This is a genomic window from Acidiferrobacterales bacterium (assembly GCA_028820695.1).
Lineage (GTDB): Bacteria > Pseudomonadota > Gammaproteobacteria > Arenicellales > JAJDZL01 > JAJDZL01.
Genome location: JAPPIB010000012.1, coordinates 16,346 through 41,989, shown reverse-complemented (window position 1 = coordinate 41,989; position 25,644 = coordinate 16,346). Strand labels below are relative to the sequence as shown.

General features: G+C 52.8%; 24 protein-coding genes and 1 tRNA gene. 11 read left to right on the top strand and 14 right to left on the bottom strand.

The annotated features are described in order from the left end of the window. Together OXI60_01795 and OXI60_01790 are read right to left on the bottom strand one after the other, a co-directional pair. Positions 1-198, bottom strand: a 198-nt coding sequence (locus tag OXI60_01795) for a hypothetical protein (GenBank protein MDE0308552.1), incomplete at its 3' end; no start/stop codon positions are given. Between the two features lie 464 nt (positions 199-662). Beyond that, entirely contained in the window at positions 663-1,091 is a 429-nt protein-coding gene (locus OXI60_01790) for a hypothetical protein (GenBank protein MDE0308551.1), read from the bottom strand. A 611-nt stretch (positions 1,092-1,702) separates the two neighbouring features. Here OXI60_01790 and ltaE point away from each other — a divergent pair. After that, a complete protein-coding gene (gene ltaE / locus OXI60_01785; GenBank protein ID MDE0308550.1) occupies positions 1,703-2,782 on the top strand; it encodes a low-specificity L-threonine aldolase in 1,080 nt (359 codons plus the stop codon). On the opposite strand, the gene speB is transcribed toward ltaE, so the two are convergent. Both speB and OXI60_01775 read right to left on the bottom strand, forming a co-directional pair. Continuing rightward, positions 2,735-3,697, bottom strand: coding sequence for an agmatinase (speB, locus tag OXI60_01780; GenBank protein MDE0308549.1), 963 nt, complete (start codon positions 3,695-3,697; stop codon positions 2,735-2,737). The two genes, ltaE and speB, sit on opposite strands and share 48 nt — an antisense overlap. Before the next feature lie 41 nt (positions 3,698-3,738). Next, positions 3,739-4,746: an asparaginase gene (locus OXI60_01775; protein ID MDE0308548.1), complete on the bottom strand. Its 1,008-nt coding sequence runs from the start codon at positions 4,744-4,746 to the stop codon at positions 3,739-3,741. A gap of 100 nt (positions 4,747-4,846) precedes the next feature. Between OXI60_01775 and OXI60_01770 the strand changes: the two genes are divergently transcribed. Both OXI60_01770 and OXI60_01765 read left to right on the top strand, forming a co-directional pair. After that, on the top strand, positions 4,847-5,587 hold the full coding sequence (locus tag OXI60_01770) for an enoyl-CoA hydratase/isomerase family protein (protein MDE0308547.1): 741 nt from the start codon (positions 4,847-4,849) through the stop codon (positions 5,585-5,587). 9 nt (positions 5,588-5,596) lie between these two features. Then, positions 5,597-5,929 carry a hypothetical protein gene (locus tag OXI60_01765; protein MDE0308546.1) on the top strand — a complete coding sequence of 111 codons (333 nt, stop codon included), beginning with the start codon at positions 5,597-5,599 and terminating at the stop codon, positions 5,927-5,929. Positions 5,930-5,935: 6 nt separating this feature from the next. On the opposite strand, the gene OXI60_01760 is transcribed toward OXI60_01765, so the two are convergent. Further along, positions 5,936-6,442 carry a hypothetical protein gene (locus OXI60_01760; protein ID MDE0308545.1) on the bottom strand — a complete coding sequence of 169 codons (507 nt, stop codon included), beginning with the start codon at positions 6,440-6,442 and terminating at the stop codon, positions 5,936-5,938. Further along, on the bottom strand, positions 6,439-7,233 hold the full coding sequence (gene lgt, locus OXI60_01755) for a prolipoprotein diacylglyceryl transferase (GenBank protein ID MDE0308544.1): 795 nt from the start codon (positions 7,231-7,233) through the stop codon (positions 6,439-6,441). Before lgt ends, OXI60_01760 begins: the two co-directional genes overlap by 4 nt. Positions 7,234-7,407: 174 nt before the next feature. Between lgt and OXI60_01750 the strand changes: the two genes are divergently transcribed. Then, positions 7,408-9,501 (top strand): thioredoxin domain-containing protein, encoded by a 2,094-nt coding sequence (locus OXI60_01750; GenBank protein MDE0308543.1) that lies wholly within the window; start codon positions 7,408-7,410, stop codon positions 9,499-9,501. 92 nt (positions 9,502-9,593) lie between these two features. Here the strand turns inward: OXI60_01750 and OXI60_01745 are convergent, their stop codons facing one another. Beyond that, on the bottom strand, positions 9,594-10,763 hold the full coding sequence (locus OXI60_01745) for an MFS transporter (protein MDE0308542.1): 1,170 nt from the start codon (positions 10,761-10,763) through the stop codon (positions 9,594-9,596). Beyond that, entirely contained in the window at positions 10,763-12,283 is a 1,521-nt protein-coding gene (locus tag OXI60_01740) for a gamma-glutamyltransferase (GenBank protein MDE0308541.1), read from the bottom strand. The genes OXI60_01745 and OXI60_01740 overlap by 1 nt, the downstream gene beginning before the upstream one ends. 307 nt (positions 12,284-12,590) lie before the next feature. Here OXI60_01740 and icd point away from each other — a divergent pair, with 307 nt between their 5' ends. Beyond that, positions 12,591-13,838, top strand: coding sequence for an isocitrate dehydrogenase (NADP(+)) (icd, locus tag OXI60_01735; protein MDE0308540.1), 1,248 nt, complete (start codon positions 12,591-12,593; stop codon positions 13,836-13,838). Position 13,839: 1 nt separating this feature from the next. On the opposite strand, the gene OXI60_01730 is transcribed toward icd, so the two are convergent. From OXI60_01730 to OXI60_01720, 3 genes are all read right to left on the bottom strand, one after another. After that, positions 13,840-14,502: a hypothetical protein gene (locus tag OXI60_01730; protein ID MDE0308539.1), complete on the bottom strand. Its 663-nt coding sequence runs from the start codon at positions 14,500-14,502 to the stop codon at positions 13,840-13,842. After that, positions 14,502-16,073: an OmpA family protein gene (locus OXI60_01725; GenBank protein MDE0308538.1), complete on the bottom strand. Its 1,572-nt coding sequence runs from the start codon at positions 16,071-16,073 to the stop codon at positions 14,502-14,504. Before OXI60_01725 ends, OXI60_01730 begins: the two co-directional genes overlap by 1 nt. 153 nt (positions 16,074-16,226) lie before the next feature. Then, complete coding sequence (locus OXI60_01720) at positions 16,227-16,823, bottom strand: histidine phosphatase family protein (GenBank protein MDE0308537.1); 597 nt, start codon at positions 16,821-16,823, stop codon at positions 16,227-16,229. Between the two features lie 97 nt (positions 16,824-16,920). Here OXI60_01720 and OXI60_01715 point away from each other — a divergent pair, with 97 nt between their 5' ends. Beyond that, entirely contained in the window at positions 16,921-19,050 is a 2,130-nt protein-coding gene (locus OXI60_01715) for an FAD-dependent oxidoreductase (GenBank protein MDE0308536.1), read from the top strand. A 17-nt stretch (positions 19,051-19,067) separates the two neighbouring features. Here OXI60_01715 and msbA read toward each other — a convergent pair whose 3' ends face one another. Next, entirely contained in the window at positions 19,068-20,855 is a 1,788-nt protein-coding gene (gene msbA, locus OXI60_01710) for a lipid A export permease/ATP-binding protein MsbA (protein MDE0308535.1), read from the bottom strand. Between the two features lie 266 nt (positions 20,856-21,121). On the opposite strand from msbA, the gene rplM reads away from it, so the two are divergent. The 3 genes from rplM (at position 21,122) to OXI60_01695 (ending at position 22,080) form a co-directional block, all read left to right on the top strand. Continuing rightward, positions 21,122-21,550: a 50S ribosomal protein L13 gene (gene rplM / locus OXI60_01705; GenBank protein ID MDE0308534.1), complete on the top strand. Its 429-nt coding sequence runs from the start codon at positions 21,122-21,124 to the stop codon at positions 21,548-21,550. 11 nt (positions 21,551-21,561) lie between these two features. Further along, positions 21,562-21,966, top strand: a complete 405-nt coding sequence (rpsI, locus tag OXI60_01700) for a 30S ribosomal protein S9 (GenBank protein ID MDE0308533.1) — start codon at positions 21,562-21,564, stop codon at positions 21,964-21,966. A 40-nt stretch (positions 21,967-22,006) separates the two neighbouring features. Further along, positions 22,007-22,080 (top strand) — tRNA-Gln (locus tag OXI60_01695). 18 nt (positions 22,081-22,098) lie between these two features. On the opposite strand, the gene OXI60_01690 is transcribed toward OXI60_01695, so the two are convergent. Both OXI60_01690 and OXI60_01685 read right to left on the bottom strand, forming a co-directional pair. Then, positions 22,099-22,878 carry an ABC transporter permease gene (locus OXI60_01690; protein MDE0308532.1) on the bottom strand — a complete coding sequence of 260 codons (780 nt, stop codon included), beginning with the start codon at positions 22,876-22,878 and terminating at the stop codon, positions 22,099-22,101. Next, a complete protein-coding gene (locus tag OXI60_01685; GenBank protein MDE0308531.1) occupies positions 22,871-23,836 on the bottom strand; it encodes an ABC transporter ATP-binding protein in 966 nt (321 codons plus the stop codon). Before OXI60_01685 ends, OXI60_01690 begins: the two co-directional genes overlap by 8 nt. A gap of 649 nt (positions 23,837-24,485) precedes the next feature. On the opposite strand from OXI60_01685, the gene erpA reads away from it, so the two are divergent. Together erpA and OXI60_01675 are read left to right on the top strand one after the other, a co-directional pair. Continuing rightward, a complete protein-coding gene (erpA, locus tag OXI60_01680; protein MDE0308530.1) occupies positions 24,486-24,815 on the top strand; it encodes an iron-sulfur cluster insertion protein ErpA in 330 nt (109 codons plus the stop codon). A gap of 49 nt (positions 24,816-24,864) precedes the next feature. Then, positions 24,865-25,626: a sulfite exporter TauE/SafE family protein gene (locus tag OXI60_01675; GenBank protein ID MDE0308529.1), complete on the top strand. Its 762-nt coding sequence runs from the start codon at positions 24,865-24,867 to the stop codon at positions 25,624-25,626. Positions 25,627-25,644 lie beyond the last annotated feature (18 nt).

Sequence of the window (25,644 nt, the reverse complement as noted above, 5' to 3'; positions counted from 1 at the left end):
AACTTTTGTAAAGTATTCATCGGAACTTTTGTAAAGTTTGTCGTCGGAAGTGACACCTGCCATGTTTTTTGAATCAACAACAAATTCATGGCCGTGATTCATCATTATTTCTGCGATTTCTGGGCATCTACCAGTCGCCCCTGATGACAATAGCTCACGAACAGTAATGTCAACAAACTTTACTACTTCTAACCTCAAATTTGTTTTTGGCTTTTCGCCAAACAACTCCGGGAAAATAACGGTAGCATTTGCCAGTCCATATGCATGCAGAAATAGGCTTTACACACAATCATCTCCTAGAGTTGTTGGTGAAATCCCAGCTTTTTTCAATTTTTTCCGAAGATAAAAACGACCAGTGACTTTAGGGGAAACAATAGTTCCAATAGTAAACTGCAAAAGGAACAAACTCAGAAAGAAAAGTACAACTCCGCAAACTACCCAAAAGAGAATGTCCATCACAAATTCCCCACTGTTTGAATCAAGATTTCATTACTTGATTGGATGATCGCTAACAACTTCGCCATGGTGGAGACGCCAACAACGAAGAAACTGCAATTGATGAATCAAACAATCAATAAGTTTAACCCAAAAAATTTGACTCGTGCTATTTCGCCGATGCAAAATCATATTAGCGATTGCGGTTGCATCCCACGCGTGAACTCCTATATAAAATCAACATTCCCCTCGAATTCTTCCATATACTTTTTCCAGCCTTCTTCAGGTTCAAATTTCTTGTCGAAAGGAAGAAGTGTTTCCATTGATGAAAATCCAGCCTTCCTCGCAGCTTTTTGTCCTTTCAAAAATTCGGTATATCCTAAGCGGTTAAATCTGTTCACTTTTAGAACTCTGTCAAATATATCGGACGGCAGGTGTTTTTGTGATTTCAATATTGCGATGTCTTCTATGGCCATGGTTTTGTTGTGTTCCAAGGAATCTCTTGCCATTTCGGATGAGGCACCATCAGTACCGAAACCTAATTTTGAATTGATGTCATGCAGTCTTAACAAATGTTCCGTGCACATAAGGTTTTGCTTGCTTATTTTGATATGTTCTCGTCTTAGTCTTTTTTGTATTTGGCCTTTGAACAACATCTTCACCTCCGACAATAGTGAGACTTGATAACGGACATGTAATTACAAAGCTGAATCGGGAAGAAATTCCAATTTGAACTCCGAAACTCGGAATCGCAATAAAAGCAAACCCTCATCATTTAGCACCTAAGACTTGTGGGTCCGCGATAGATATCTTATTCTACACGATCATGATTGGCGTCAGTCACTTTCCCCCCCCCCCTAATCGGCAGGGCTATTCGTTTATCTGATTGAGCCCATTATCTCCGTGTGAGTTGCGTTCTGGGAGAATTCGTGTAAAAAAGTTCACTCGGGACTGGACATTCGTTTGTCGTTCTGGCGAAATAAGGCTCATGAACCTTGTTTTGCCGGACAACCCACCTCAGCCTGAGCATGCGGGCATTGAGCTTATGCGGGTTGAGGTGCGTCCGACGGCGGATTTCGCCGAGCGCCGGCGGTGGGATGCGGTAAATTTCCCGACAAATCAGTAATAATCAACAATTCTCATTGACTTACTCAGATAATAAAATCGCCCTGGGAACCGCGTCAGTTGCTGTTAAAATTCCGCTGGAATCAAAAATTTTCGCCGCAACCGTCGGCATCCGCCAACTTCTGACCATGAGGACTTCGGTATGAGTATCGATTTTCGCAGCGACACCGTCACCAAACCGACTGAAGCAATGCGCAAGGCAATGTACCGCGCAGAGGTGGGCGATGATGTTTACGGCGAGGACTCGACGATCAACCGGCTGGAGGAGACCATGGCGGAGAGGTTTGGCATGGAAGCCGGGGTGTTCGTCACCAGCGGAACACAAGGGAATCTGCTTGCACTGATGGCGCATTGCTCCCGCGGAGACGAATACATTGTCGGGCAGTTGGCTCATACCTACAAATATGAAGGCGGCGGCGGTGCTGTGCTGGGAAGTATTCAGCCGCAACCGCTCGACTTTGCCGAGGACGGATCGATCGATCTGGAACTGGCGCGTCGCGCAATCAAGCCCGATGACGATCACTTTGCCAATACACGACTGTTCTGTCTTGAGAATACCCAGGCAGGCCGGGCGTTATCGATGGCGTATCTTGATGCTGCACAACAGTTTGTCCAATCGACCCGACTCGCTTTCCACCTGGACGGTGCGCGGGTCTTCAATGCCGCGATTTTTCACGACGTAGAGGTCGACAGGATCACGGGCAGATTTGATTCGGTTTCGTGCTGTTTCTCAAAGGGTCTCGGCGCACCGGTCGGCTCGATACTGTGTGGTGATCGGGAAACAATTCGGGCGGCACGACGATGGCGCAAGCTTGTCGGAGGAGGTCTGCGTCAAGGGGGTGTGATCGCAGCAGCTGCCCTGTATGCGGTAGAAAACCACGTTGAGCGATTGCGGGATGATCACGACAACGCGAGGTGGATCGCGCAGCAACTTTCCGAAGTTGATGGAATTGACGTGATCTTCCACCCGATGCAGACCAATATGGTCTTCGTCACAATCCGCGATGGCCGGGTACAGGAACTGGCCGAATTTCTTCGCGGCTGTGACATTATCGTCACTCCCGGCGAGCCCATGCGTCTGGTCACGCATCTTGATGTCGATCGCGACGCGGCAATCAGGCTGGTTGACGCGGTCAGGACTTTCATGAGCAAGTCGCACGTACAGACCACAACCTCAGTTTCCGCTCATGCTCCGTCCTACGGATTCAGCAACGACACATAAGATCTCAAACATCATGGTTGCACCGACAAGTGCGGTGTTGCCTGACGGATCAAAAGGCGGCGCAACTTCGACAACGTCCCCGCCGATCAGGTTGAGTCCCTCAAGTGCCCGGATCATCATCTGCGCTTCCAATGTGGTCAGCCCACCCACTTCAGGTGTTCCCGTGCCCGGCGCGTAGACCGGATCAAGTCCATCCACATCGAAACTGATGTAAGTCGGGCCATCCCCGACAATATCGCGTGCCTCTTCAATTATCGATTGCCACCCGCGTTGTGCGAATTCTTCCATATAGACGACGCGCATGCCGGTGTCGTGGCTGAACTTCCAGACATCCAGGTCATTGAGCGAACCGCGAATTCCGATCTGGACGGTTCTTTTCGGATCAAGGAGATTCTCCTCGACTGCTCTTCGGAACGGTGCGCCATGATGAAACTTGGATCCCAGATAGTCGTCTCCCGTATCGCAGTGTGCATCGAAATGTACCATACCGACAGGTGCCTGCTTGACGATCGCGCGGAAAATCGGCAATGTGACAGAGTGATCACCGCCGGCAGAAACCGGAACGATGCCCTTATCGTGTATACGCTGGAAATAGTCTTCGATCTCATCGAGACTTTCTTCAAGGTGAAACGGTTTCTGGATCCAGGCATCGCCGAGATCAGCAATCCGGCAAAGGTCATAAGGACAGATACCTGAAGACTGATTCATGCGTCGCATCAGACTGGATTGGTTTCGGATCTCCCGCGGTCCATGTCTGGCACCGGTCCGATTGGTGACACCGCCATCAAATGGCACTCCAACCAGTCCGATATCGACATCTTCCCAGTCTTCTGAATGGGGCGTGCGCATGAAGGTAGGGATTCCGGTGTAGCGGGGACGTTGAATCGGGTCGTTGAAGGCTTCATATTCAAACATGATTTGTTTCTCCTGTGTGGAAATGCTCCGATTGGCCAATGTTACTCAAATACAGGGCGAATTACACCGGCATGTCTTTTTGCGACCGTTTTCACTTGTGGTCTGAACCACGGATTCAACTGTCGTTTCTGTGCTTGTGCGAGATTGCAGTACTTCTCAATCAGCCAGCCCATTGCAACCTCCGCCGCTCGTCTTGATCCATCGTCAATCTTCAGTGCGAAGCCCAGTCCGTCGCACTGTGATGTCATGCCGGCGTATACACCCTCGGCACCGACTTTGACCAGTACCCGGCTCTCTGTCATTCTCGGCACGACAGTACAGAAGCGGTTCTCACCGCCGACAAGTTCCGGCAGTCGCCCCATTGCGCAACGAATCCGTGTTGCGGCAGTCCGGCGAATTTCCGAGCTGTAGTCGGAGACGGCCAGCCGGGCAAACGCCAGGGCCATGCCGCGCAGGGACATCCCGGTGACGGGAATGCCACAGCCATCCAGTCCGGCAGGTCTGCCGTGCAATGATTCCTCGCTCAGTTCCTCAAGAGTCTGAAGCACGTATTGCTGAACCGGGTGCTCGCGGGCGATATACCCCTTGACCGGTAAGTTGCAGTGAAGGGCGACCGAGATGAATCCTGCATGTTTACCCGAGCAGTTGTTGGTCAGGGCGGTTGGCTCGTATTGTTGCCGAATCATCTCGTTGCGTGTCTTGCGGTGAACTGGCTCATGAACGCCACATTCCAGATGAGTCTCATCCAATCCGAGATGCTCAAGCCAGTGTCTGACTGAATCAACGTGCGTGACCTGGCCGGAGTGTGAGGCGCAGGCCAGTGCGATGTGCTCGTCGCGCAGTGCATAACGTTCCAGCGCGCCGGACTCAACCAAAACCATTGCCTGCAGCGGTTTGATGGCTGAACGGGGATAGATCGGGCGGTTCACATCTCCGTATTCCGCGATGGTCTCCCCATCGGTGTTGACGACCGCGACGGCACCGCGATGAAAACTTTCCATCATCTCACCGCGTGTGACTTCGACCAGGATCGGGTTGGCTGATTGCATCAAACAGGATGCCTGCAAGGTTGGTTTCGCACTCGAAATATCCGATGGATTTTCGGTTATGATAGTGCGGACATTATAGAAGATGGAGCCGGTTGGAAATATGAGTGGGTTGATTGTCGAACACGATGCGGACCTTAAGATTCTGCAGCTGAATCGACCCGATCGCGCAAACGCGCTGAATGCAGATCTCGTACAGGCCTTGATCGACGAGATCGACCGATCCGCCTATGACGGAACGCGTACACTCGTCATCCGCGGTTCGGGTCGTTCCTTCTGCTCCGGATTTGATTTGGGGAACCTGGAGGAGGCGATTGACTCCGAGGTCGCTGACCGAATTGTCGATGTCGAGAAAATGCTGCAGGCTCTTTATCACGCACCCGTACTGACAGTAGCGCTGGTACAGTCCATGGCCTTCGGGGCCGGAGCGGATCTCGTTTGTTCCTGTCATGTGAGAATAGCCGAGCCAGGCAGTCGATTCTGCATGCCGGGACTGAATTTCGGAATCCTGCTCGGCACCCGACGTCTCAAATCCAGAATAGGGACTGACAACACAGTGAGTGTGCTGGTCAACACTCGGGTGTTTGATGCCGATCAGGCAATTCAGATGGGCTTTCTGACGCATGTCGCAAGCCGGGATACCTGGGAACAACACATTGAATCTGCAAGACTGGCTGGAAATGCGGTTGCCGCCAGCCATGTCCGGAGAATGCTGAATGTAGTTGCCGATGACACCCGACACGAAGATATGGCGGATCTCATCGATTCGGTGAGCGAGCCCGGGTTGGTTCAGCGCATAGTCGATTATCGCAACACAATGCGAAAACAATCAGGCAAGGCGTGAGGTGCACCGATGAAACACATCCGGGAATTTGTTGTCTACGTCGGTCCGCTTCGCTCCATGCTCTACCTGCTCATGCTGATTCTGTTTGTGTCGGCATTCTTTTCGATGGGCGGGACCCAAAAGTCTGGGTTCATGATGTTCCCGACACTGATCGCGCCGGCGATCGTTCCCATGCTGTTTTTTGTGAACTTGCTGGACGCGACGATGTGCAAGATCATGATGTCCGGAAAGGGTGAGACGCAACGCCGACGGTATCGTCACATGATCTGGTACGATCTGATCAGCCTGCTCGTGTTGTTTGCGGTCTGGTCCCCCTTTTATAAGAGACTTCTGCAGCTGTGAAGCCTTTCAGTCTGATGCGACGGGAATCGGCTTCGCCAGTGCGGTGATGATTTCCGTATTGCCGGTGTGATTGAACACCGACGGGGAGATGATGATCTTGCAGTCCCGACTCGATCCACCCAGGACAATCTGCTTGCGGTCCATGACCGCGCTGTCAACCCATAGTGGAAGGCTGTCGGGCAATCCGACAGCGGTCACACCACCCAGAGTCATTCCGGTGATCGCCTGTGTCTCAGCGGGCCCGGCAAATGAAACCTTTCGTGCCCCCAGTTTCTTTCTGATTGTGTGATTGACATCCAGTCTGCAGTGCGCAAGCACGACGCAGGCAGCAAATTTCGGCTCACCGGACTTTGACTTGACGAGGATGGTATTCGCGCAGTCCTCAAGCGCGTAGTCGTAGTGCCGGACGAAGATCGCCGTGTCTGCAAGTTCCGGGTCACAATCAATCAATTGATAAGGAACCTGCAGCGCATCAAGAGTGCGAACAAGCGCTTGCTTCTGCGTGTCGTTCATGATGCGGGACTTGATCGTTTCATCGCCATCCCCAGAAGAAGGATACCTGCAAGTATAAGCGGCAGTGACAGAATCTGTCCCATGGTGACCCAGTCGAGGAGAATGAATCCGAGCGGCGCGTCCGGCTCGCGGAAAAACTCCACTGTAAAGCGAAACAGTCCGTACCCGGCAAGAAAAATGCCGGTGACAGCACCCGCTGGTCGGGGCTTGGCAGAAAAGACCCACAATACAGCGAATAACACCAATCCCTCAAGCAGCGCTTCATACAGTTGCGATGGATGTCTCGGAAGCCGCTCCGGGTCGGCCGGGAACACAATTGCCCATGGGACATCTGTCGGGCGACCCCACAGCTCCTGGTTGATGAAATTAGCGATACGACCGAAAAACAGTCCGATGGCACACAGTGGGCTGGAAAAGTCAGCCACACGCAATATCGGCACATCAAATTTTCGACTGAAAATCCAGCCTCCTGCAAACGCACCGAGCAGACCACCGTGAAATGACATGCCGCCTTGCCAGATTTTCAGCATTTCCAGCGGATTTCCGATGTAGTAGCCAGGCTGATAGAACAGTCCATAACCGACTCTTCCACCAACAATCGCGCCGAGTGCGACAAAGAGCACAAGATCGATGACATTTTGCGATTTCAGATGTGCGCCCGGGAGTCCTGCGCGGATTTTACCCAGAATGACGGCTGCCAGAATCCCGACCGCGTATGCAACCCCATACCAGCGAATCTGTATGAATCCAAGGTCAATCGCAACCGGATCGATTTCCAGAAACCAGAACATAGGAATTTTTCCGATGAATATGCAACAATATGCCATTGATCCGGATTTTTTTCGGAATCAACTGACTTTCAGATTTTTAGTATACATTTGAATTCGAATCCCAGTTCCGAACTGAGTAGGAACCGGTGATGTCAAAAACTCTGGATACGACTCTTACAACCAGACCGCCGACCGATGAGCAGTAATGAACCCAAAGCCAATCGCCTGATCCACGAAACAAGTCCCTACCTGCTTCAGCACGCCCAAAACCCCGTCGATTGGTACCCTTGGGGTAACGAGGCCATCAACCGGGCGAGAGAGGAAGGTCGGCTGATCCTGCTGTCTGTAGGATATTCCGCCTGCCATTGGTGTCATGTCATGGAGCATGAATCCTTCGAGGATGAGAAAGTGGCCAAGTTCATGAATAAGAATTTTGTCTGCATCAAGGTGGACCGGGAAGAACGACCGGATCTCGACATCATTTACCAGACTGCCCACCAAATTTTCAACCAGCGGGCCGGAGGTTGGCCGCTGACTGCATTTCTCACACCCGATGAGCATGCTCCGGTTTTTGTGGGCACATACTTTCCGCCGACCGCGCGTTATGGGATGCCATCGTTTATGGATCTGCTGAAAAACATTGCCGAGCAATATCAGGAACGCAAGAACGTCATTGGCGAACATAACGACAGGATGAAAGAGGCACTGAACCGACTACGGCTGGTAGACGGGGACTTCGACTTGCCAGTGGATCACTCGATGCTGGTGACGGCGGTGAGAGACCTCTTCGCACAGTATGATCCCGTATTCGGCGGCTTCGGTGAGGCGCCGAAGTTCCCCCACACCACCCAGTTACAGATTTTGCTGATGTATTGGCAGACCAGCACCCGCGATTCGCGTTTTCTGGATCGTGCTCTGGATGTTACCGCCCATACCCTCGAAGCGATGGCGCAGGGTGGTCTGTACGATCATCTGGGCGGCGGATTCTATCGCTACTCGATTGATGCGCAGTGGGAGATCCCTCACTTTGAGAAGATGCTCTATGACAACGCACTGCTCATGCCGTTGTATGTGGACGCGGGAATTTGTGCCGGCAGGGATGATTTCCACAAAACCGTGATTCATACCGGATTGTGGGCGATTCGGGAGATGCAGTCCGAAACCGGTGGTTTTTATTCCTCGCTCGATGCCGATACGAAAGGAATGGAAGGACAGTTTTACGTATGGAAGACGGAACAGATCAAGGACATCCTCGCATACGAGGAGTTCAAGGCTGTGGATGTTCGTTTCGGATTGCGCGGGGAGCCGAATTTCGAAGACCGATGGCATCTGAGTATTTCCAATTCGCTGGACGTCATCGCCGACCGTGCCGACATTGCCCCGTCTGAGGTTCCATTGCTGCTCGACGCTGCAATCGCCAAGCTGTTTGCTGCGCGATCCGAGCGGACGCCCCCCGGTCTGGATGACAAGATACTGGCATCTTGGAATGGACTCATGATCAAGGCGATGGCCAATGCAGGTCGGATGATTGACCGGCCGGATTTCATCGAATCAGCACACAAGGCAGCCGGCTTTGTACGACGCTGCATGTGGAAAGATGGCAGACTTCTGGCCACGGCGAAAGACGACCAGGCCCGCCTGAATGCATATCTTGACGACTATGTGTTTCTTGCAGATGGGATATTGGAGTTGCTGCAGGCGCGCTGGAACACCGAAGAGTTTGAATTTGCCGTGGAGCTGATTGAGGTGGTATTGAAGCATTTCGTTGACAATGAATACGGCGCATTCTGCTTTACGTCAGACGATCACGAACGATTGATTTCCCGTACGATTCCAACCAACGATGATTCAACTCCGTCTTCGAATGGTGTCGCCGCTCTCACACTGATCAGATTGGGGCACATCACCGGAGAGCAACGTTATATCGAAGCCGCCGACAGGGCGCTGCGCGCAGTTCAGCCGTCCGCCCTTCACATGCCTTCCGCTTTTGGAGCGACTCTCATCGCCATTGAGGAACTGGTCAACCCATCCACCTTTATCGTCATCCGCGGCGCACAGGATGAGATCAGTCAGTGGGCGAGAACGTGTGCGAAGGTCGGGACTGTGAATCTGACTGTGTTTGCGATTCCTGACGATGCCGGTGAACTGCCCGGACTGCTGGCTGAGAAGAAACCTGCCGATAACTCGTCAGCCATTGCCTATGTCTGCAGCGGATTTCGATGTCTGGCGCCGATTGACTCACTGGACGCATTGATTGAGTCAATCCCGCGACGCGAACCGCGTCAGTGACCGGAGCTTGAGTTCAGCACCGATCCACGCCAGAGCAACATCCGCAGCTGAGCGTCGGCAAGGCTGACTGACCGGCGTATTGCAAGTCGAATTCAGCGGCTTGCAGCAATGCGGCGTACGAATGCCAAAATCAGAAACGCCACGGTCGCGACCGCCATCGTGACGATCAGTCCGTTTTCGTCCCATGCTGTCATCGCCGCCCCGCCCAACGCAGGTGAGATACCGCCACTGACACCCCACATCACTCCGAACGCGGCATTGCCTGCCGCCAGCTGCGCACCGCGAAACCGCTGGCCCATGATCGCCAATGCCACTGTATAGATGCCAGCTGTGGCGCCACCCCAGATCAGTAAAACCGGCCAGACGACGACCGGTGATTTGATCACAAGAGGCAGGGATAGTATCGAAACCAGCATCACACCGGCACAGGCGAATATAAGGTAGTAGCGGTTAATCCTGTCTGCGAGCGATCCGATCAGGGGTTGGGCAGCCATCGAACCGACCGCAATGACGGTCAGGAACATGGCCGCCCAATCAGTTGATACACCATTTTTTATGGAGTAAACCGGCAACAGCGTGACGATCGCCGCCTCCTCAAAGGACATCAAGGCTACCGCACCGACCAGGGTCGGCGCGAGAACGATGAATTTCAGAACATGAGAGACGCGTCCTCCGGAAAAGTCAGGCTCAGACCCCCGTGTCCACCGAAGTGGGATCAGGGCCAGGGCAATGACTGCGAACGCGACAACAAATGGAAGCTTGCCGTCGACTCCCAAGAACACGATAAACAACGGCGACAGTCCCAATGTTGCGCTGAAGGTGAACGTGTAAAGTCCCAGGATCCGTCCCCGTGTGCGATCTTCCGCAATCTCATTGATCCAGGTTTCCGATACGACAAACAGGACTGTCCCCGCCACTCCCATGATGAATCTGCAGACAAACCAGACATTGATATCATCGAACGCAGTCAGCATCGCGATCATCACCAGGTCGGTGCAGATCGCGATCAGCACAAGACGACCCACATTGATGGCACGTATGATCAGCGGAATCAGGGGTGAGGCGATGATTGAGGCAATGAACGGTACCATGCCCATGATTCCGATCACCAGGGGTGTATACTCCCGAGCCTCCAATTTGAGGCTGATCAGGGGATAGATATAACCGATACTCAGTCCGTAGACCGAGATGACCGAAATGATTGACAGCAGTACCCGCCGGTTGAATGGGTCCGGGATCAGATCATGAATGTAGTATCGCACTAGACTACGATCGCAACGCCGTTTCGCCTATCGTCGCCGAACCCCTCGGGTTGACCGGGACGATATCTGGCTGTGTGTACACCACCGAAAAACACATTTCGGCTGTCAAATCGCGTGTTTTGCGGATAGTTTTCAATGACCCTGTCTACCGCAGATGACTCAAACAGATCCTCATAAAAGGCTTCACGCTTGTGGTAGTGAAGCCGAGGCGCGCGCACTGCATCGGCAACCGGCATGTTGAAATCGATCAGATTGATCAGGACCTGCAGGATTGCAGCGGGAATCCTGTTCGAACCCCCACTTCCAGTCGCAATCAGATCTCCCTGCTGGGACAGTGCGACGGTCGGAGCCATCATGGAACTCAGTCGGGTATCAGCAGGCCATTGAGTCAGACCGGCCGGATTGACATCATGCTCCCCCAGCATATTGTTCATCATGATCGCAGTTCCGGGAATGAGCGTACCGCAGCCTTCGCCATTACTGACTGAGACAGCCGCCGCATTTTGATCGCGGTCAATAACTGATATGTGCGTTGTGCCTCTCGGAGCTTTTGCGTGGGAGCTTGAGACCTGCCTGAACATCGCGACGAGTTCAGGGTCAAATTCCGCATCACCGCTCATCGCGTTTTCATGCAGAGTATCACATGCGGCAAGTGTGTCCAGCAATGAAGCCAGGTGCTGTGATGCGCCGAATTCTATGGATTCGACATTAGTACTTCGCAGCCGCGACAAGCCAAGGGCAGTCAGTATTCCTCCACTTGAGGGTGCGGGATTGAGAAAAACGCGATGCCCCCTGTATTGGGTGGCAATTGGATGTCGAAGTTCGACTTGATAGTTGGCCAGGTCATCGTAGTCGACCAGTCCGCCGGCTTGAGCGGTGTCATGGATCGCGGTTGCAATCTCGCCCCGGTAAAATAGATCGTCCCCCTCAATTGCCAGCGTTTCAAGCAGGTCGGAGAGATCCGGGAATTCAATCGCCTCTCCACTCTCGATCGTGTTGCCGGGATTGCGCCGGCTTTCGTAAATCGGTTGCGCTGAGGTACTGAGAAAGATCGGAGTGAGCAGCCGGAATATGTATGCTTGCATATCATCGACAACGATGTTATCGCGCAACACGTCCAAAGCAGGTTGAATCAGCTCCGTCATTGGAATCGTGCAATAACGACGCGCGATCTCAAAGATTCCCTTGACGTAACCGGGCACTGCACTGGTTCCGCTGCCAATCAGGAATTCCTGCTGTGCACTGCCGAAATCGCAGAGGAACGATCGAGCGTCGAGATCCTCGAGAGTTTTTCGTTTGCGGGGTGTCTGCACAAAAAAGTCGTGTACAACGGGCGTTTCGTCATGTTTATGAGCCATCAGAAACCCACCACCGCCCAACGACGCGAGTGCCGGCTCGACAATACTCATGACATACATCGCACTGATGGCGGCGTCGAATGCATTTCCACCGCTGCGAAGAATCTCAGCGGCAGCGTTCGCTGTCTGTTCGTGTCCGGCAGCTACAATACTTGTGTTCATCGGTGGATCATGATCTTGAGACTGAATGAGAGTCTTGCATATTGGTTTGAGTCTGTGCCGTCGGGCATTCGCGCCACGGCTTAGCCGACCGTCGGCATAGGGTCGAGATCTGACGTTGCGAATGTGTTTTCGTTCATGAGTCGCGGCATTGATCGAGTGTATACAGATTGTCTGCCGATCTCAGTGGCGTTTGTGGCTGACACAAGCCTCACCCGTTCCCCATGGAAGTCAATCATGCATTTTCAGCCAAATAAAATCAACTATATTATTCGCTACTGTTGAACTTATACGAAACCGAAGCGAACAAATGACAGGTCATATCAAGATACCAGAAAGCGGAGAGAAAATCACATTGGAAAACGGGGCACTGAGTGTCCCCGAAAACCCAATTATAGGGTATGTGGAAGGTGACGGAATCGGCCCGGATATTACCAGGGCGTCAATGCGGGTGTGGGATGCAGCGATTGAGCTGGCCTACAGTGGAACCCGACAAATTCACTGGTGCGAACTGTTCATGGGTGAGAAGGCCGGAGAAATCTATGACGGGGATTATTTTCCCGACGAAACGCTCGACTCCATCCAGCAGCTGATGGTCGCGATCAAGGGTCCGCTTTCCACGCCGGTCGGCGGTGGTTTTCGTTCGCTGAATGTCTCACTTCGCCAGGCACTTGACTTGTACGCGTGCATCCGTCCCGTGAAGTATTTTGCAGGGGTTCCATCGCCGCTGCGAAAGCCTGAGGAGGTGGATGTCGTAATATTCAGGGAGAACACGGAAGACGTCTATTCGGGGATCGAGTTTCCCAGCGGTTCACCTGAGAACGAGAAGCTGGCCAAATTCCTCCGAGAAGAGATGGATGTCAGTTTTGAAAAAGGCGCGGGACTTGGCATCAAGCCGGTCAGTGAGGTTCGCACAAAGCGATTGGTCAGAAAAGCGATCGAATATGCAATCGCGGGTGAACGCAAGAGCGTCACACTGGTACACAAGGGCAACATCATGAAATACACCGAAGGTGCGTTTCGCTCCTGGGGTTACGAACTGGCTCGCGATGAATTTCCTGATCAGACGGTAACCGAAGATCAGGTTTGGGATGAATTCGATGGCGAGGTGCCAGAGGGCAAGATTGTCATCAAGGACCGCATCGCCGACATCATGTTCCAGTTGTTGCAACTGCGTCCGGCGGAGTTCGATGTGATTGCGACAACCAACTTGAACGGAGACTATCTTTCGGATGCCGTCGCGGCCGAAGTCGGTGGGATTGGAATTGCTCCTGGTGCGAATATCGCCGATCATGTCGCGGTGTTTGAGGCCACCCACGGAACCGCGCCGAAGTATGCGAATCAGGACAAGGTGAACCCATCATCCCTGTTGCTTTCGGGTGTCATGCTGCTTGAGTATATCGGTTGGCGGGAAGCCGCTGAGCTGATCAACACCGCCTATCCGAAAGTCATCGCCAACGGAACGGTCACTTACGATTTTGCCCGGCTGATGAGCAATGCGTCCGAAGTGTCGACCAGTCAATTTGCGACTGCATTGATTGACACGATGAAGGATTGATTCAATCTTTCGAGCGAAATTTCGTGTCGGCCGCGCGCCATAGATACCAACTGGCAACGCTGCGGTAGGGATTCCAGCGTTCACCGTGCAGTCTCAGCTGTTCGGGGCTCGGCATGTCATCCAAGCTGAACGCGACCTTGAAACCGCGTCGCACACCCAGGTCGTTATCGGGCAGAACATCGCTTCGACCCAGATTGAAGATCAGCAGCATCTGTACGGTCCACGGTCCGATACCGCGTACTGTTGTGTAGGCATCGATCAGTTCCGAGTCAGTCATATCCTGAACATCTGCAGGGGTCGGTAACAACCCTGCTTCTTCCTTCTGCGCCAGATCCCAGACGGCCCGAATCTTCGATTGCGAAAGGCCGCAGGCGCGCAACTGGTCAAAGGTGGTGTTGATCAGCTGTTTCGGTTGTGGAAACCGCGAGTCGTAAAGTGCCAGAACTCGATCCAGAATGGCTTTAGCTGCATGTCCGGAAAGCTGCTGGTACACGATGGACCGCAAAAGTGCCGAGAAAGGCGTCATATCCGACCGCAGTTCCAGTCGATAGGCGCCAATCTCCCGGGTCAGGTCATACAGTGCCTTGTCGACACTCCTGAAGTGTCGAATGGCAGCCGCCGGGTCGTAAGGGTACTGGACCGAGCGGTCGGCTGTCCAGACCATCAATTCTGGCTTCGGTCCGAGAGTTCCGGAACGAGTCGAATCTCGATTCGACGATTTGCCGCGCGACCGTCTTCAGTGTCGTTCGAAGCGACTGGCCGCAACGGACCGTAACCGACAACGCGGAGACTTTCTTCAGCAACACCCTGATCGATCAGGTAGTTGGCTGCCGCTGCCGCCCGGGCCGCCGACAGTTCCCAGTTGGTCGGGTAAATTCGGGCGAGACTGGCTGAGATCCGCTTGGTGTCTGTATGCCCTTCAATGCTGACAATCCTGCCCGGGAAATTCAGCAGTTGCTGTGAGATATTGGACAAGGCTGCAAGCCCGCGCTCATTCAGCCTGGTCGAACCCGACTCGTATACCAAATCCGACTCCAGGGTGATCGCGGAGTAATCTGAAATCAGCCTGTCCATCTGTGATTGCGTGTCCTCAAGTTCGTCTGACAGGGAAGCAACCCTTGCCTGTTGACCCGAAAGAAGTGCCTCGGTATCGGACTCAGTCGCACGAATCCCACTGCGTATGCGTCGCAAATGCTTACTGGCGTAACGCAAGCGAGTTCTCAGATATTCGATATCTGCACCGCTCTTGGCCAATTCCGTTGTCAGGCTCTGGATATTCTCCCGCAATGACATGTTATCGGCGGTGAGGGCGTCAATCTGCGCAAGCGAGTTTTCGTTTGCAGTGTGCAGGTCGGAGTTGCGTTCATTGACGGTTCCAAGATCGTCAGTCAGGGTCTGTACCTGTCCACTCAGCTGCGAATTCTCACTGAGCAGTTTATCCGCACCCGCACCCGCAATCTCCAATTCCGCAGTCAGAACCATCACTTCTGCAATCAAGTCGTCGATTTCTGTGGTGTCATTGGCGTTCTCGGACCCGGCATCGGCGGCAGAGGATTGCGATTCGGTGGACTGCCCGCTCGTGCTTTCAGCTTCTGTCGTACTTACATTGACGTCATCAGTTTCGGTAGAGAGAATCTGCACTTGCTCTTTAAGATTGGCGATGGTGCGTTTGAGTTGCGTCACCAATTGCTGCGATTCGCTCGACTGCTGACTGGAACCCGTATCGGAAGTTTCAGTGGCACCAGCCATCTCGCTCGATTGCTGACTGGAACCCGTGTTAGAAGTTTCAGTGGCACCAGCCATCTCGCTCGATTGCTGACCGGAACCCGTGTCAGAAGTTTCAGCGGCAACGGCAATTGCTTCGGAATCCTGCACTTTCGCCAAAAAGGCCTGCAGCTGAGACTTGGCCTCATCGCTTTCGATGTTTGCCTGATCCAGCAACTGGATAAACTGGGCGATTTCGCCTGAAGTTTCGCTGATCTCGACTTTCAGATTGTCATTCAATGTACGCAGTGCGGTGTTCTCCTCAATCAGTCCCTGATGTGCGAGGCCCAGATCGTCGATCTGTTTGTTGAGCCCGGCAATCTGATCCTCAACGTCGGAATCGGATTGACCAACGACTGCAGTACCAATCTTGGGCGCTCCACCATTTGTATTGGAATTGTAGACCCAGCTGACGACAGCGAGTACGGCCATCGCGATGGCGATAATCCAGGGGAGATTGTTCGTTCGCACGGTCAGCTCCTCAAATGAATGATTGACAGGGAAAGTAGCGATGAAGTCCTGCCGGAGACAGGTTCCAATTCGAAAATGAAGACAATATGATTGCAGAGATCAATGATCAAAACGCAATTATATATCTGATTCAACCGCGACCCTGTGTTGTATTCAGGTGACTTCCCAGGCGGACATACAGGATTTCCCAAAGTCGTCCCATACCTCGACGACATCGGTTCTTTGCCGGTAGCCGGTCAGGGTCTTTTGACTGCAGGCTCCAGAAATGACGGACTTCAGCGCCATCAGGCTTACCTGATGTGCGACGATCAGCACTTGTGGGGCGGTCTGCGACGCACGAAGCTCACCGAGAAATTCCCCAACACGTTTCTGAACCTGCCCGAACGATTCACCACCGGGTGCAGGTGTGCGAAAATTCCCGCGCCGCCAAAGTTCATACTCCTTTTTGCCGACTTCCTGTTGAACCTCGTCTTCGAGTCGTCCATCGTATTCCCCAAGATCAATTTCGATCAGCCGATCATCAACCACGACACAGGACGAATCAGAAGCGATCAGTCTCGCCGTCTCCTGTGCACGCGACAGGGGAGAACTGAAGACGAGATCGGTGTGGACACGCCTTGCGTGAAGTGAATTGCGTACTGCATCGGCGAGCGATCGGCCTTCCGGACTCAGGGGTATGTCGACACGTCCTTGCCAGCGGCGATACCGGTTATAATCGGTTGGTCCGTGCCTGATCAGATAAAGTTCCACTCCGGAATTACGATACTGTGACAGAGTGAGCCGAATCCAGGCGCTCGGAAAATCCAAAGAACATCCGTAGAAATCCGTCCAATCAAATTTAAACCAAATGAAAAAAGTATTTCTTCTCGCAATCGTCGCAGGGCTTATTTTAGTTTATTTCCTGTTTGATCTCGGGCAGTACCTGAACCTGGAATATTTTGCTCAGCAACAGGAAAAAATCCTGGCGTATCGAGATTCATTCCCGGTCCGGGCAGCCATTATATTTTTCGTTCTCTATGTCCTTGTGACCGGGCTTTCGTTGCCGGGCGCAGCGATTGCCACGCTGATCGGCGGTGCAATCTTCGGACTTGTTTGGGGTACCGTCCTGATCTCCTTTGCCTCTGTCATCGGAGCTTCGTGTGCCTTTCTGATTTCGCGCCACGTTCTCAGGGACTCGATTCAGAACCGATACCGCGAACGATTACAGACCATCAACAAGGGGATTGAGAAGGACGGTGCGGTTTACCTGTTCACATTGCGGATGGTTCCGCTATTCCCGTTTTTTGTGATCAATCTGGTCATGGGGCTGACTCCGATGCGCCTGGCGACCTATTTTGTTGTCAGCCAGATCGGGATGCTGCCCGGAACGATTGTCTACGTCAATGCCGGCACCCAGCTCGCCAAGGTCGATTCGGTCGCGTCCATTCTTTCACCGGCCCTGATCGCTTCATTTGCATTGCTTGGCATTTTCCCTCTGATCGCAAAATTCATCATTAACACCCTGAAGACCCGTAAGGCACTCGGCAATTTCAGAAAACCGAAAGATTTCGATTTCAATACAGTTGTCATTGGCGCCGGGTCTGCAGGACTTGTGGCCGCTTACATCGCCGCCGCAGTCAAGGCCAAGGTGGCCCTGATCGAAAAAGGAAAAATGGGCGGTGACTGCCTGAATACCGGATGTGTTCCCTCCAAGGCTATTATCCGAACCGCGAAGTTCCTGTCCCATGTACAGCGCAGTCAGGAGTTCGGTGTGCACACAGCCAGTGCCGAATATGATTTCAAGGAAGTGATGGAACGAGTCCGCGGAATTATTGGTGTGATTGAGCATCACGATTCCGTCGAACGATACACGGGACTGGGCGTTGACTGTTTCTCGGGCCATGCCTACATCGAGTCCCCGTATTGTGTGGATGTGGAAGGTCAGAAACTGACCACCCGAAGCATTGTGGTCGCTTCGGGTGCCGAGCCGGCTGTCCCAGCGTTGCCTGGAATCGATGACATTCCATACTACACGTCGGATACGATCTGGGAGATAGAACAGTTGCCCCGGCGACTGCTGGTATTGGGTGGCGGACCGATCGGCTGTGAGTTGTCCCAGGCGTTCGCCAGACTCGGTTCTGAAGTCACCCAGGTTCAAAGACTCGATCGCATCATGCCCCGGGAAGATCCGGAATTTTCTGAAATGGTTCTGGCGCAGTTCAGGCACGAAGGCATTGATGTCAGACTGCAGCACACGGCCAAGCAGTTCGATTCCCATGGCGAATCGATGTCGCTGATCTGTGACCACGCCGACAAGGAAGTTCGGATTGAGTTCGACGTGCTGCTGATTGCAGTCGGCCGGCGCGCCCGGGTCAAGGGATTTGGACTGGAGGAACTGGGGATCGATCTGAGCGACCACGGCACGATTGAAGTCAACGAGTTTCTTGAGACCAATATTCCGAACATCTACGCGATCGGCGATGTGGCCGGCCCATATCAATTCACCCATTTCGGCTCCTATCAGGCAACGTCAGCCGCCTCAAACGCGCTGCTGCGACCATTTTTTCGCCGCCGAATCGATTATTCAGTGATACCTTGGGCAACATTTACCGAACCGGAAGTCGCACGGGTCGGACTGAATGAGCAGGAAGCGAAGGAGAAAAACATCGATTACGAAGTGACTGTTTACGACTTCAAGGATCTGTCACGGGCGATTGCCGACAGTGAGGCGAGCGGACTTGTCAAGGTGCTGACACCTCCCGGGAAAGACCGTATTCTGGGTGTCACGATTGCGGGCGAACATGCAGGTGATCTGATACACGAGTTCGTGTTGGCGATGCAGAACCGGTTGGGACTTGGCAAGATTCTCGGTACCATTCACATCTATCCGACACTCGCTGAGTCGGCGCGGTTTGCGGCCGGAAACTGGAAACGCAATCAGGTTTCAGAACGTACGATGCGGTTGCTCAGGGGATTCAACAATTGGCGTAGAAAATAAAGTTCGTCCGCATCGGATCATTTCGATGACCTCAGGTGCGCGTCGTTGTCGAAAATGGTGTAAAGCCGGTAGTAATATCCCTCAAGATTCATCAGTTCCTGGTGAGTTCCGGTTTCGACGACTCTGCCCTCGTTGAGGACGATGATGCGATCAACGTTCTCAATGGATGAGAGTCGATGCGCAATGATGATGACGGTACGACCCGTACCCAATGCTCCAAGAGCCTGGCGCACCTCGAATTCGGATTTTGTATCGAGCGATGAGGTGGCCTCGTCAAGTATCAGAATTTTCGCATCCTTGATAAAGGCTCTTGCAATGGCGAGGCGTTGCTTCTGTCCCCCGGAAAGTCGAACGCCTCTTTCGCCAATCAGGGTATTGAACCCCTGCGGCAGCTTTTCTATGAATTCCAGCGCGTAAGCATTGCGGGCAGCCTCCCGAATTTTCTCCTCTGTAGCATTGGAGATGTCACCATAGGCGATATTTGCCGCGACCGTGTCATCGAACAGGAATATGTCCTGACTGACGAAGGCGATGTTCTTGCGAATCTCTGAAAGTTTGTACTCCCTGACATCGATACCATCGATCAGAACCTGGCCACTTTGGATTTCATACATGCGGGGAATGAGTGAAGTGAGGGTACTTTTTCCGGCACCCGAGGCGCCAACCAGCGCAATCGTCTCGTGCGGCTTGATTTCGAAAGTCACGTCGTCAAGCGATTTGGTCTCGATTCCAGAGTATTGGAATGTGATGTTCCTGAATTCAGTCCGACCCTGTACGTCTTCCTTGTCGAGGTTGCCGAGCCCGATCTCGACTTCCGGTTTCTGATCAAGCAGAAAGAAAACACGCTCGGATGCCGCCAGGCCGCGCTGTAACAGGTCATTGACAGTCAATAGTCGCTTCATCGCAGTCGAGATCAGCGCGAGCGCAGCCATGAATGAAACAAATCCACCGACGGTGAGCGGGTCATGCAGATCTCGTGTCAGGCTGAAGTAGACGGTGCCGGCGATGACGATTGTCGTAATGAATTCAGCCATGGGCACGGTGAACTCGTTGGCGATCGCCTGCTTGAACTTGAGCCGCCGTACCTGATTGGCAACATTGCGCAATTCTTTGGACTCATGCTGTTCCATCTGATTGAGTTTGACCAGACGGTGATTCGCGGTGACTTCCTGCAGACGTTGCAGGAAGGTTGCGTTCATTTGCATGGTTCTGCGGTGGACGTAGCGCAGGCGCGAGGCGATGAATCTCACGAGCAGGGATATGAGTGGCGTTGCGATCACGATGATCAGGCTCAATGCCCAATCAAGAATGAAAATCCAGATCAACAGCCCAATGATGGTCAGTGATTCCCGCACCACGGTGATGAGTACATTCGACGCAGCTTGCGTCAGTTCATTCACATCCGACGTGATTCGCGAGATGATCTGTGCGGCAGGGTTGTTGTCGTAAAACGTCGTTGGAAGCGCTACCAGCCGATTGGCCAACTCGCTCTGAATGTCGTAGACCACCCGTCCGACCACCCAGTTGGTGCATATGCCGTTCATATAACCTGCGATTCCGCGGACCGCGAACAGCATGATCAGAATCACCGGAGTCCAAAAAATGTACTTGGGATTTCGGTCAACAAAACTTCCGTCGAGCAACGGTTTCATAAACATGGCCACGCCCGGCGTGGTCGCTGCGAACAGTGCCACGAAGGCGAATCCCATGAAGAAGTACAGCTTGTAGACCATCACGTACTTCAGGAGGCGGCGATACAGCCGCAGGTCCCTTAGGATGGAAATCTTGTCTGACTTGCCGGCCACGCTTCAGTCTAGCCTGTCAGGCGGGGATCGATGGAACTTCAAGAACGACAGGCAAAATGTACAATACACCCGCGTAACATTGAGATGGCTGAAATTGTTCACGTCGAGTCTTCGGGTGTTGCCTTATCGTGGTCGGACCGATACTCGCACAAGAATCGTCGATCCTGCTATCACAAAAAATTTATTATATAATCTGCGCTTTCTCAGGACACATGCGCACGCAGCGGCTTGCTGCGCGAGCAGTCGCAAGTTCATCTGGATTCATTATGAAAACTATTTCTGCAAAAGCCAGCACTATCGAGCGAGAATGGTTTCTGGTTGATGCCTCCGACAAGGTATTGGGTCGTCTGGCTTCAGAAATCGCCAAACGCCTGCGCGGCAAACACAAACCGATTTATACACCACATGTCGATACCGGTGACTATGTGGTTGTCATCAACGCGGAGAAAGTTGTCCTGACGGGCAACAAGGAAAACGCTAAAGTCTATCATCGTCACTCGGGGCGCCCCGGTGGGCTGAAAACTGTTCCTGTCAGCACCATGCGTGAACAGCACCCGACTCGAATCATCGAGACGGCGGTTCGCGGCATGATGCCCAAGGGACCGCTTGGCAGGGCCATGATGTCGAAACTGAAAGTCTATGCGGGCTCCAACCAACCACATGACGCGCAATCACCGAAACCCCTCAATTTATAGGGAAACATTGTATGGCTACTACACAGACATCTGAAGTCTATTACGGAACAGGTCGAAGGAAGTCTTCCACCGCCCGGGTCTATCTGCAAAAAGGCAGTGGAAACATCATTGCGAACCAGAAGCCGATTGAACAGTATTTTGGCCGCGAGACGGCCCGTATGGTTATCCGCCAGCCACTGGTTCACTTGGATATGCTGAACTCTGTAGATGTTACGGTCAATGTCCGGGGCGGCGGTCAGAGCGGCCAGGCCGGCGCGATCCAGCTTGGTATCGCACGCGCTTTGGTGGATTACAATGAATCCAATCGAGCAGCGCTTCGGAAGGGAGGGTTCCTCACTCGGGACGCTCGCGAAGTTGAACGAAAGAAAGTCGGTTTGCACAAGGCAAGAAAGCGACCTCAATACTCGAAACGATAAGCGGTTTCTTTCACCCGGTAGCCACTTGGGGTTCTATTACTGGGGAATCGTCTAACGGCAGGACAACGGACTCTGACTCCGTCAATCCAGGTTCGAATCCTGGTTCCCCAGCCAGAATTCCGACCTGCAAGCTCATTCTCGTATGCCGTACCCGCGTCTGAGCAGAATCATGCACAGCGTGAACAGGGTCACGATGCAAGTGCCGATTACTGAAAATGAAGCCAGCAGTCCGACATCGCTGGAACCCAGAAAAGCAAAGCGGGCAACGTTGATGACATACAGAATCGGATTTGCCAGCGAGACAATCTGCCAGAATTCAGGCAGCATCTGAACTGAATAGAACACGCCGCCAAGATAGATCAGTGGCGTGAGCACGAAGTTCGGGATGATGGAGATGTCGTCAAACTTTCGGGCGAACATTCCATTGATCATGCCACCCAGCGAGAATACCAGCGCGGTCAATACGAATATGACGATCGCAATGACCGGCGAGACGATATCGACGGTGGCAAACAGCGCGGATACCGCCAATACGATCATTCCAACCAGTATCCCCCTGACCATCCCGCCAACCAGATAGCCGATGAGAATGACGTAGTTCGGTACGGGAGACACCATGATCTCCTCAATATATCGTTGAAACTTCGCGGAGAAGAACGACGATGCGACGTTGGTGTAGGCACCGGTGATCACAGACATCAGAACCAGCCCCGGTACAATGAAATCAATGTAGCTATGGCCTTGCATCGGGCCGATCCTTGGTCCGATCAGGTTGCCGAAAATCAGAAAGTAAAGACAAGTGGTGATGACGGGCGGGATAAGAGTCTGGGTCCAGATTCTCATGAACCGGGCGACTTCCTTGCGTGTCAGCGTTTGAAGCGCGACACTGCTGTACTTGAAAGACCTATTCACGCGGTTGTTCCCACTGCAAGGCGTCAGCTTCCGTCTTGAGCAGTTCTATGAACAGTGTTTCAAGACGATTTGACTTGTTCTGTATGCTGACGACATCAATCCCGGTCTGAGCCAATCTCTCGAAAATCGGATTGATCTGATTGCCTTTGTGGATGTCCAGCTCGATGGTTCGTTCGTCGATCAGACGCATCGATTCATTGATTCGGTCGGGCAACTGATTGATCGGTTGCTGGATGTGGAGTACATAGGTTTCCTGCTGCAAGTGCCTGAAGAGGGATTTCATGTCGATGTCGAGTATGATCTCTCCCAGTTCTATGACGCCAACGTGCCTGCACAGACGTTCGGCTTCTTCAAGGTAATGTGTTGTCAGGATTATGGTGATGCCGTCCCGGTTGATTTTCTCCATGTAGTCCCACATGAGCAGCCTTGCCTCGAAGTCGATACCAGCCGTAGGTTCGTCGAGAATCAGCAACCGTGGCTCGTGCATCAGGGCCCTTGCGATCATCAACCTGCGTTTCATACCGCCTGAAAGTTTACGGGAGATGGTATGGCGATAACTCCAAAGTCCGAGTACGGAAAGGTACTTCTCAGCCTGCTTCTGCGCGAGTGACCGTTTCACACCGTAGTAACCGGCATGGTTGATCACGATGTTCCACGGTGTTTCGAACTGACTGAAGTTGATCTCCTGCGGTACCAGACCAATGTTCGACTTGGCGCTTTGGAAATCCTTGTCGATGTCGGTTCCGAAAACATGGACCTTGCCCGAAGACTTGTTGACGAGCGAGCAGGTAATTCCAATCGTCGTCGACTTTCCGGCACCGTTGCGACCGAGCAACGCATAGAAATCCCCCTGCTTTACGCTGAAGGAGACGTTCTTCAATGCTTCCCTGCCGTTCTTATAGGTTTTGCAAAGATTGTGTACAGACAGTGCGTTGTCCGAACCGACTGAGTGTTTCACGGGAGAATAACGGTTTTGATAAGATCAGATTGAACGGGAGTCAGCCCGGACTTTTACCGGACAACAGTGATGTGCCAGCGACGGCGCGTTCGCATCTTGAATGAAGGTATTTGAACACCAGTCACCTTGATCTGCCATATTTTTTTTAAGCTGTGTCTCGTTTACTGATCCGCAACCAGGATGATAATGATCGGTCGTCCTTTTTCGCTAACTCGCGCCACTTGTGCATTTCTTCCGGCAAGGCCCGAAAACCAATTATGGTTTCATGACGTCGCTTGTGCTTCACTTGTCGTCTCAAGCGTTGGTTTTTTGCTGCAGTACAAGTCAATGCACTACATTGTAATATAGCCCCTTATGCTGCACGGTCGTCTGCCAAGCCACACACATCCTCGATATCGACGGGCAAAGCTGTCTCAAGTCCACATCAGGCAACCTGGGCAGGGTGAGCGCTTGCTGGATAGATGCGGGCTGATGCTGAGATTTCAGCCGCGCAAGACTGATCGCACCCTAGACCTTGTTTCTTCTCCAGGCGTTCGAGCAGACGCGGCATCAGCTCAATGATTTCAGTGAATGAATCGATGCTCGTACTATAATACTCAGCAGCAGGCGAAGAATATATGTTTGATCTCCGGTCAGATACCGAACCAGTATGAACAGCACATCAACTCTTGACATTTCCGACAGTGCCGCCGAGCGCGTTGGGATCCTGATGTCAGAATCCGACATCGGGTTGCGAGTCTATGTCGAAGGCGGTGGTTGCTCTGGATTTCAGTACGGGTTTCAGTTGGAGACCGAGCAGCAGGATGATGACTTCGTCATTGAGCAAAAAGGGATTACCATGCTGATCGATTCCCTAAGTATCCAATATCTGATGGGTGCCGAAGTCGACTATCTCGATGATCTGATGGGTGCCAGGTTTCTGATCAACAACCCCAACGCCACCACCACGTGTGGGTGCGGTTCGTCGTTTTCGATGTAAGGGTTAACCAGCTCGGTTGAGCCTGGTTGCCGCTGACTCCCATCAAGTCATGTTTGAGTCGACTGCTCTTTTGTTGGGCAGTACCGGAATCTTCAGTTTCTTCGTCGGTGTCCTGATCGGAATATGTGGTGTCGGCGGAATACTGATCATTCCATTCCTTGTCTATGTCGCCGGTATCGATATCCATACCGTCATTCCCGCCTGCATGGCCGGATTTGCGTTTGCCGCCATCTTCGCGGTCTATGCATATGCCCGTCGGGGCTCCATCCGATGGGATAAGGCAATTTACCTGATTGCAGGGGCGGCGCCCGGATCTTATCTTGGCGCCATCACGTTGCAGGTGATTTCGTCTGTCGTCCTTGAGATCATTGTCGCGGCGCTGGTAATTGTGTCGGGTATCAGGGCCTTGGGCCGAGATGCCTCAAAATCCGCCGGATCCGGAATCGAGAAAACTGCCGGCAGTGTACTTGTCCTAGTGGGGTTTTTGGTGGGATACGGCTCTTCGATCAGCGGTACGGGTGGTCCTTTATTGCTCGTTCCAACACTGCTTCTGCTCGATTTTCCGGTTTTGGCAGCTGTGGGCCTGAGCATGGCGATACAGATTCCCATCAGCCCGTTCGCTACTTTGGGCCATGTGATTCACGGTTCGGTGAACTGGCCGCTCGCGATTCCAATCGGCATCGGAGTGTCAGCGGGGATCACCCTGGGCGCAGTCATCGCACATCGAATCACACCATTGACGATGGAGCGGACGGTTGCAACAGTCATGCTGATCAGCGGTGGACTGATTGTGATCAAGCTGCTGGCATAGAGCCGGAGTTGTCGGCGG

Bases quoted from the DNA above. Each gene is read 5' to 3' on its own strand.
- OXI60_01675 (MDE0308529.1), top strand. From the start codon at position 24,865: ATGTTTGAGTCGACTGCTCTTTTGTTGGGCAGTACCGGAATCTTCAGT.
- ltaE (MDE0308550.1), top strand. From the start codon at position 1,703: ATGAGTATCGATTTTCGCAGCGACACCGTCACCAAACCGACTGAAGCA.
- OXI60_01770 (MDE0308547.1), top strand. From the start codon at position 4,847: ATGAGTGGGTTGATTGTCGAACACGATGCGGACCTTAAGATTCTGCAG.
- OXI60_01775 (MDE0308548.1), bottom strand. From the start codon at position 4,746: ATGCAATCAGCCAACCCGATCCTGGTCGAAGTCACACGCGGTGAGATG.
- rplM (MDE0308534.1), top strand. From the start codon at position 21,122: ATGAAAACTATTTCTGCAAAAGCCAGCACTATCGAGCGAGAATGGTTT.
- OXI60_01715 (MDE0308536.1), top strand. From the start codon at position 16,921: ATGAAAAAAGTATTTCTTCTCGCAATCGTCGCAGGGCTTATTTTAGTT.
- OXI60_01750 (MDE0308543.1), top strand. From the start codon at position 7,408: ATGAGCAGTAATGAACCCAAAGCCAATCGCCTGATCCACGAAACAAGT.
- OXI60_01730 (MDE0308539.1), bottom strand. From the start codon at position 14,502: ATGGTCTGGACAGCCGACCGCTCGGTCCAGTACCCTTACGACCCGGCG.
- lgt (MDE0308544.1), bottom strand. From the start codon at position 7,233: ATGTTCTGGTTTCTGGAAATCGATCCGGTTGCGATTGACCTTGGATTC.
- OXI60_01790 (MDE0308551.1), bottom strand. From the start codon at position 1,091: ATGTTGTTCAAAGGCCAAATACAAAAAAGACTAAGACGAGAACATATC.
- OXI60_01760 (MDE0308545.1), bottom strand. From the start codon at position 6,442: ATGAACGACACGCAGAAGCAAGCGCTTGTTCGCACTCTTGATGCGCTG.
- erpA (MDE0308530.1), top strand. From the start codon at position 24,486: ATGAACAGCACATCAACTCTTGACATTTCCGACAGTGCCGCCGAGCGC.
- OXI60_01765 (MDE0308546.1), top strand. From the start codon at position 5,597: ATGAAACACATCCGGGAATTTGTTGTCTACGTCGGTCCGCTTCGCTCC.
- rpsI (MDE0308533.1), top strand. From the start codon at position 21,562: ATGGCTACTACACAGACATCTGAAGTCTATTACGGAACAGGTCGAAGG.
- speB (MDE0308549.1), bottom strand. From the start codon at position 3,697: ATGTTTGAATATGAAGCCTTCAACGACCCGATTCAACGTCCCCGCTAC.
- OXI60_01740 (MDE0308541.1), bottom strand. From the start codon at position 12,283: ATGAACACAAGTATTGTAGCTGCCGGACACGAACAGACAGCGAACGCT.
- icd (MDE0308540.1), top strand. From the start codon at position 12,591: ATGACAGGTCATATCAAGATACCAGAAAGCGGAGAGAAAATCACATTG.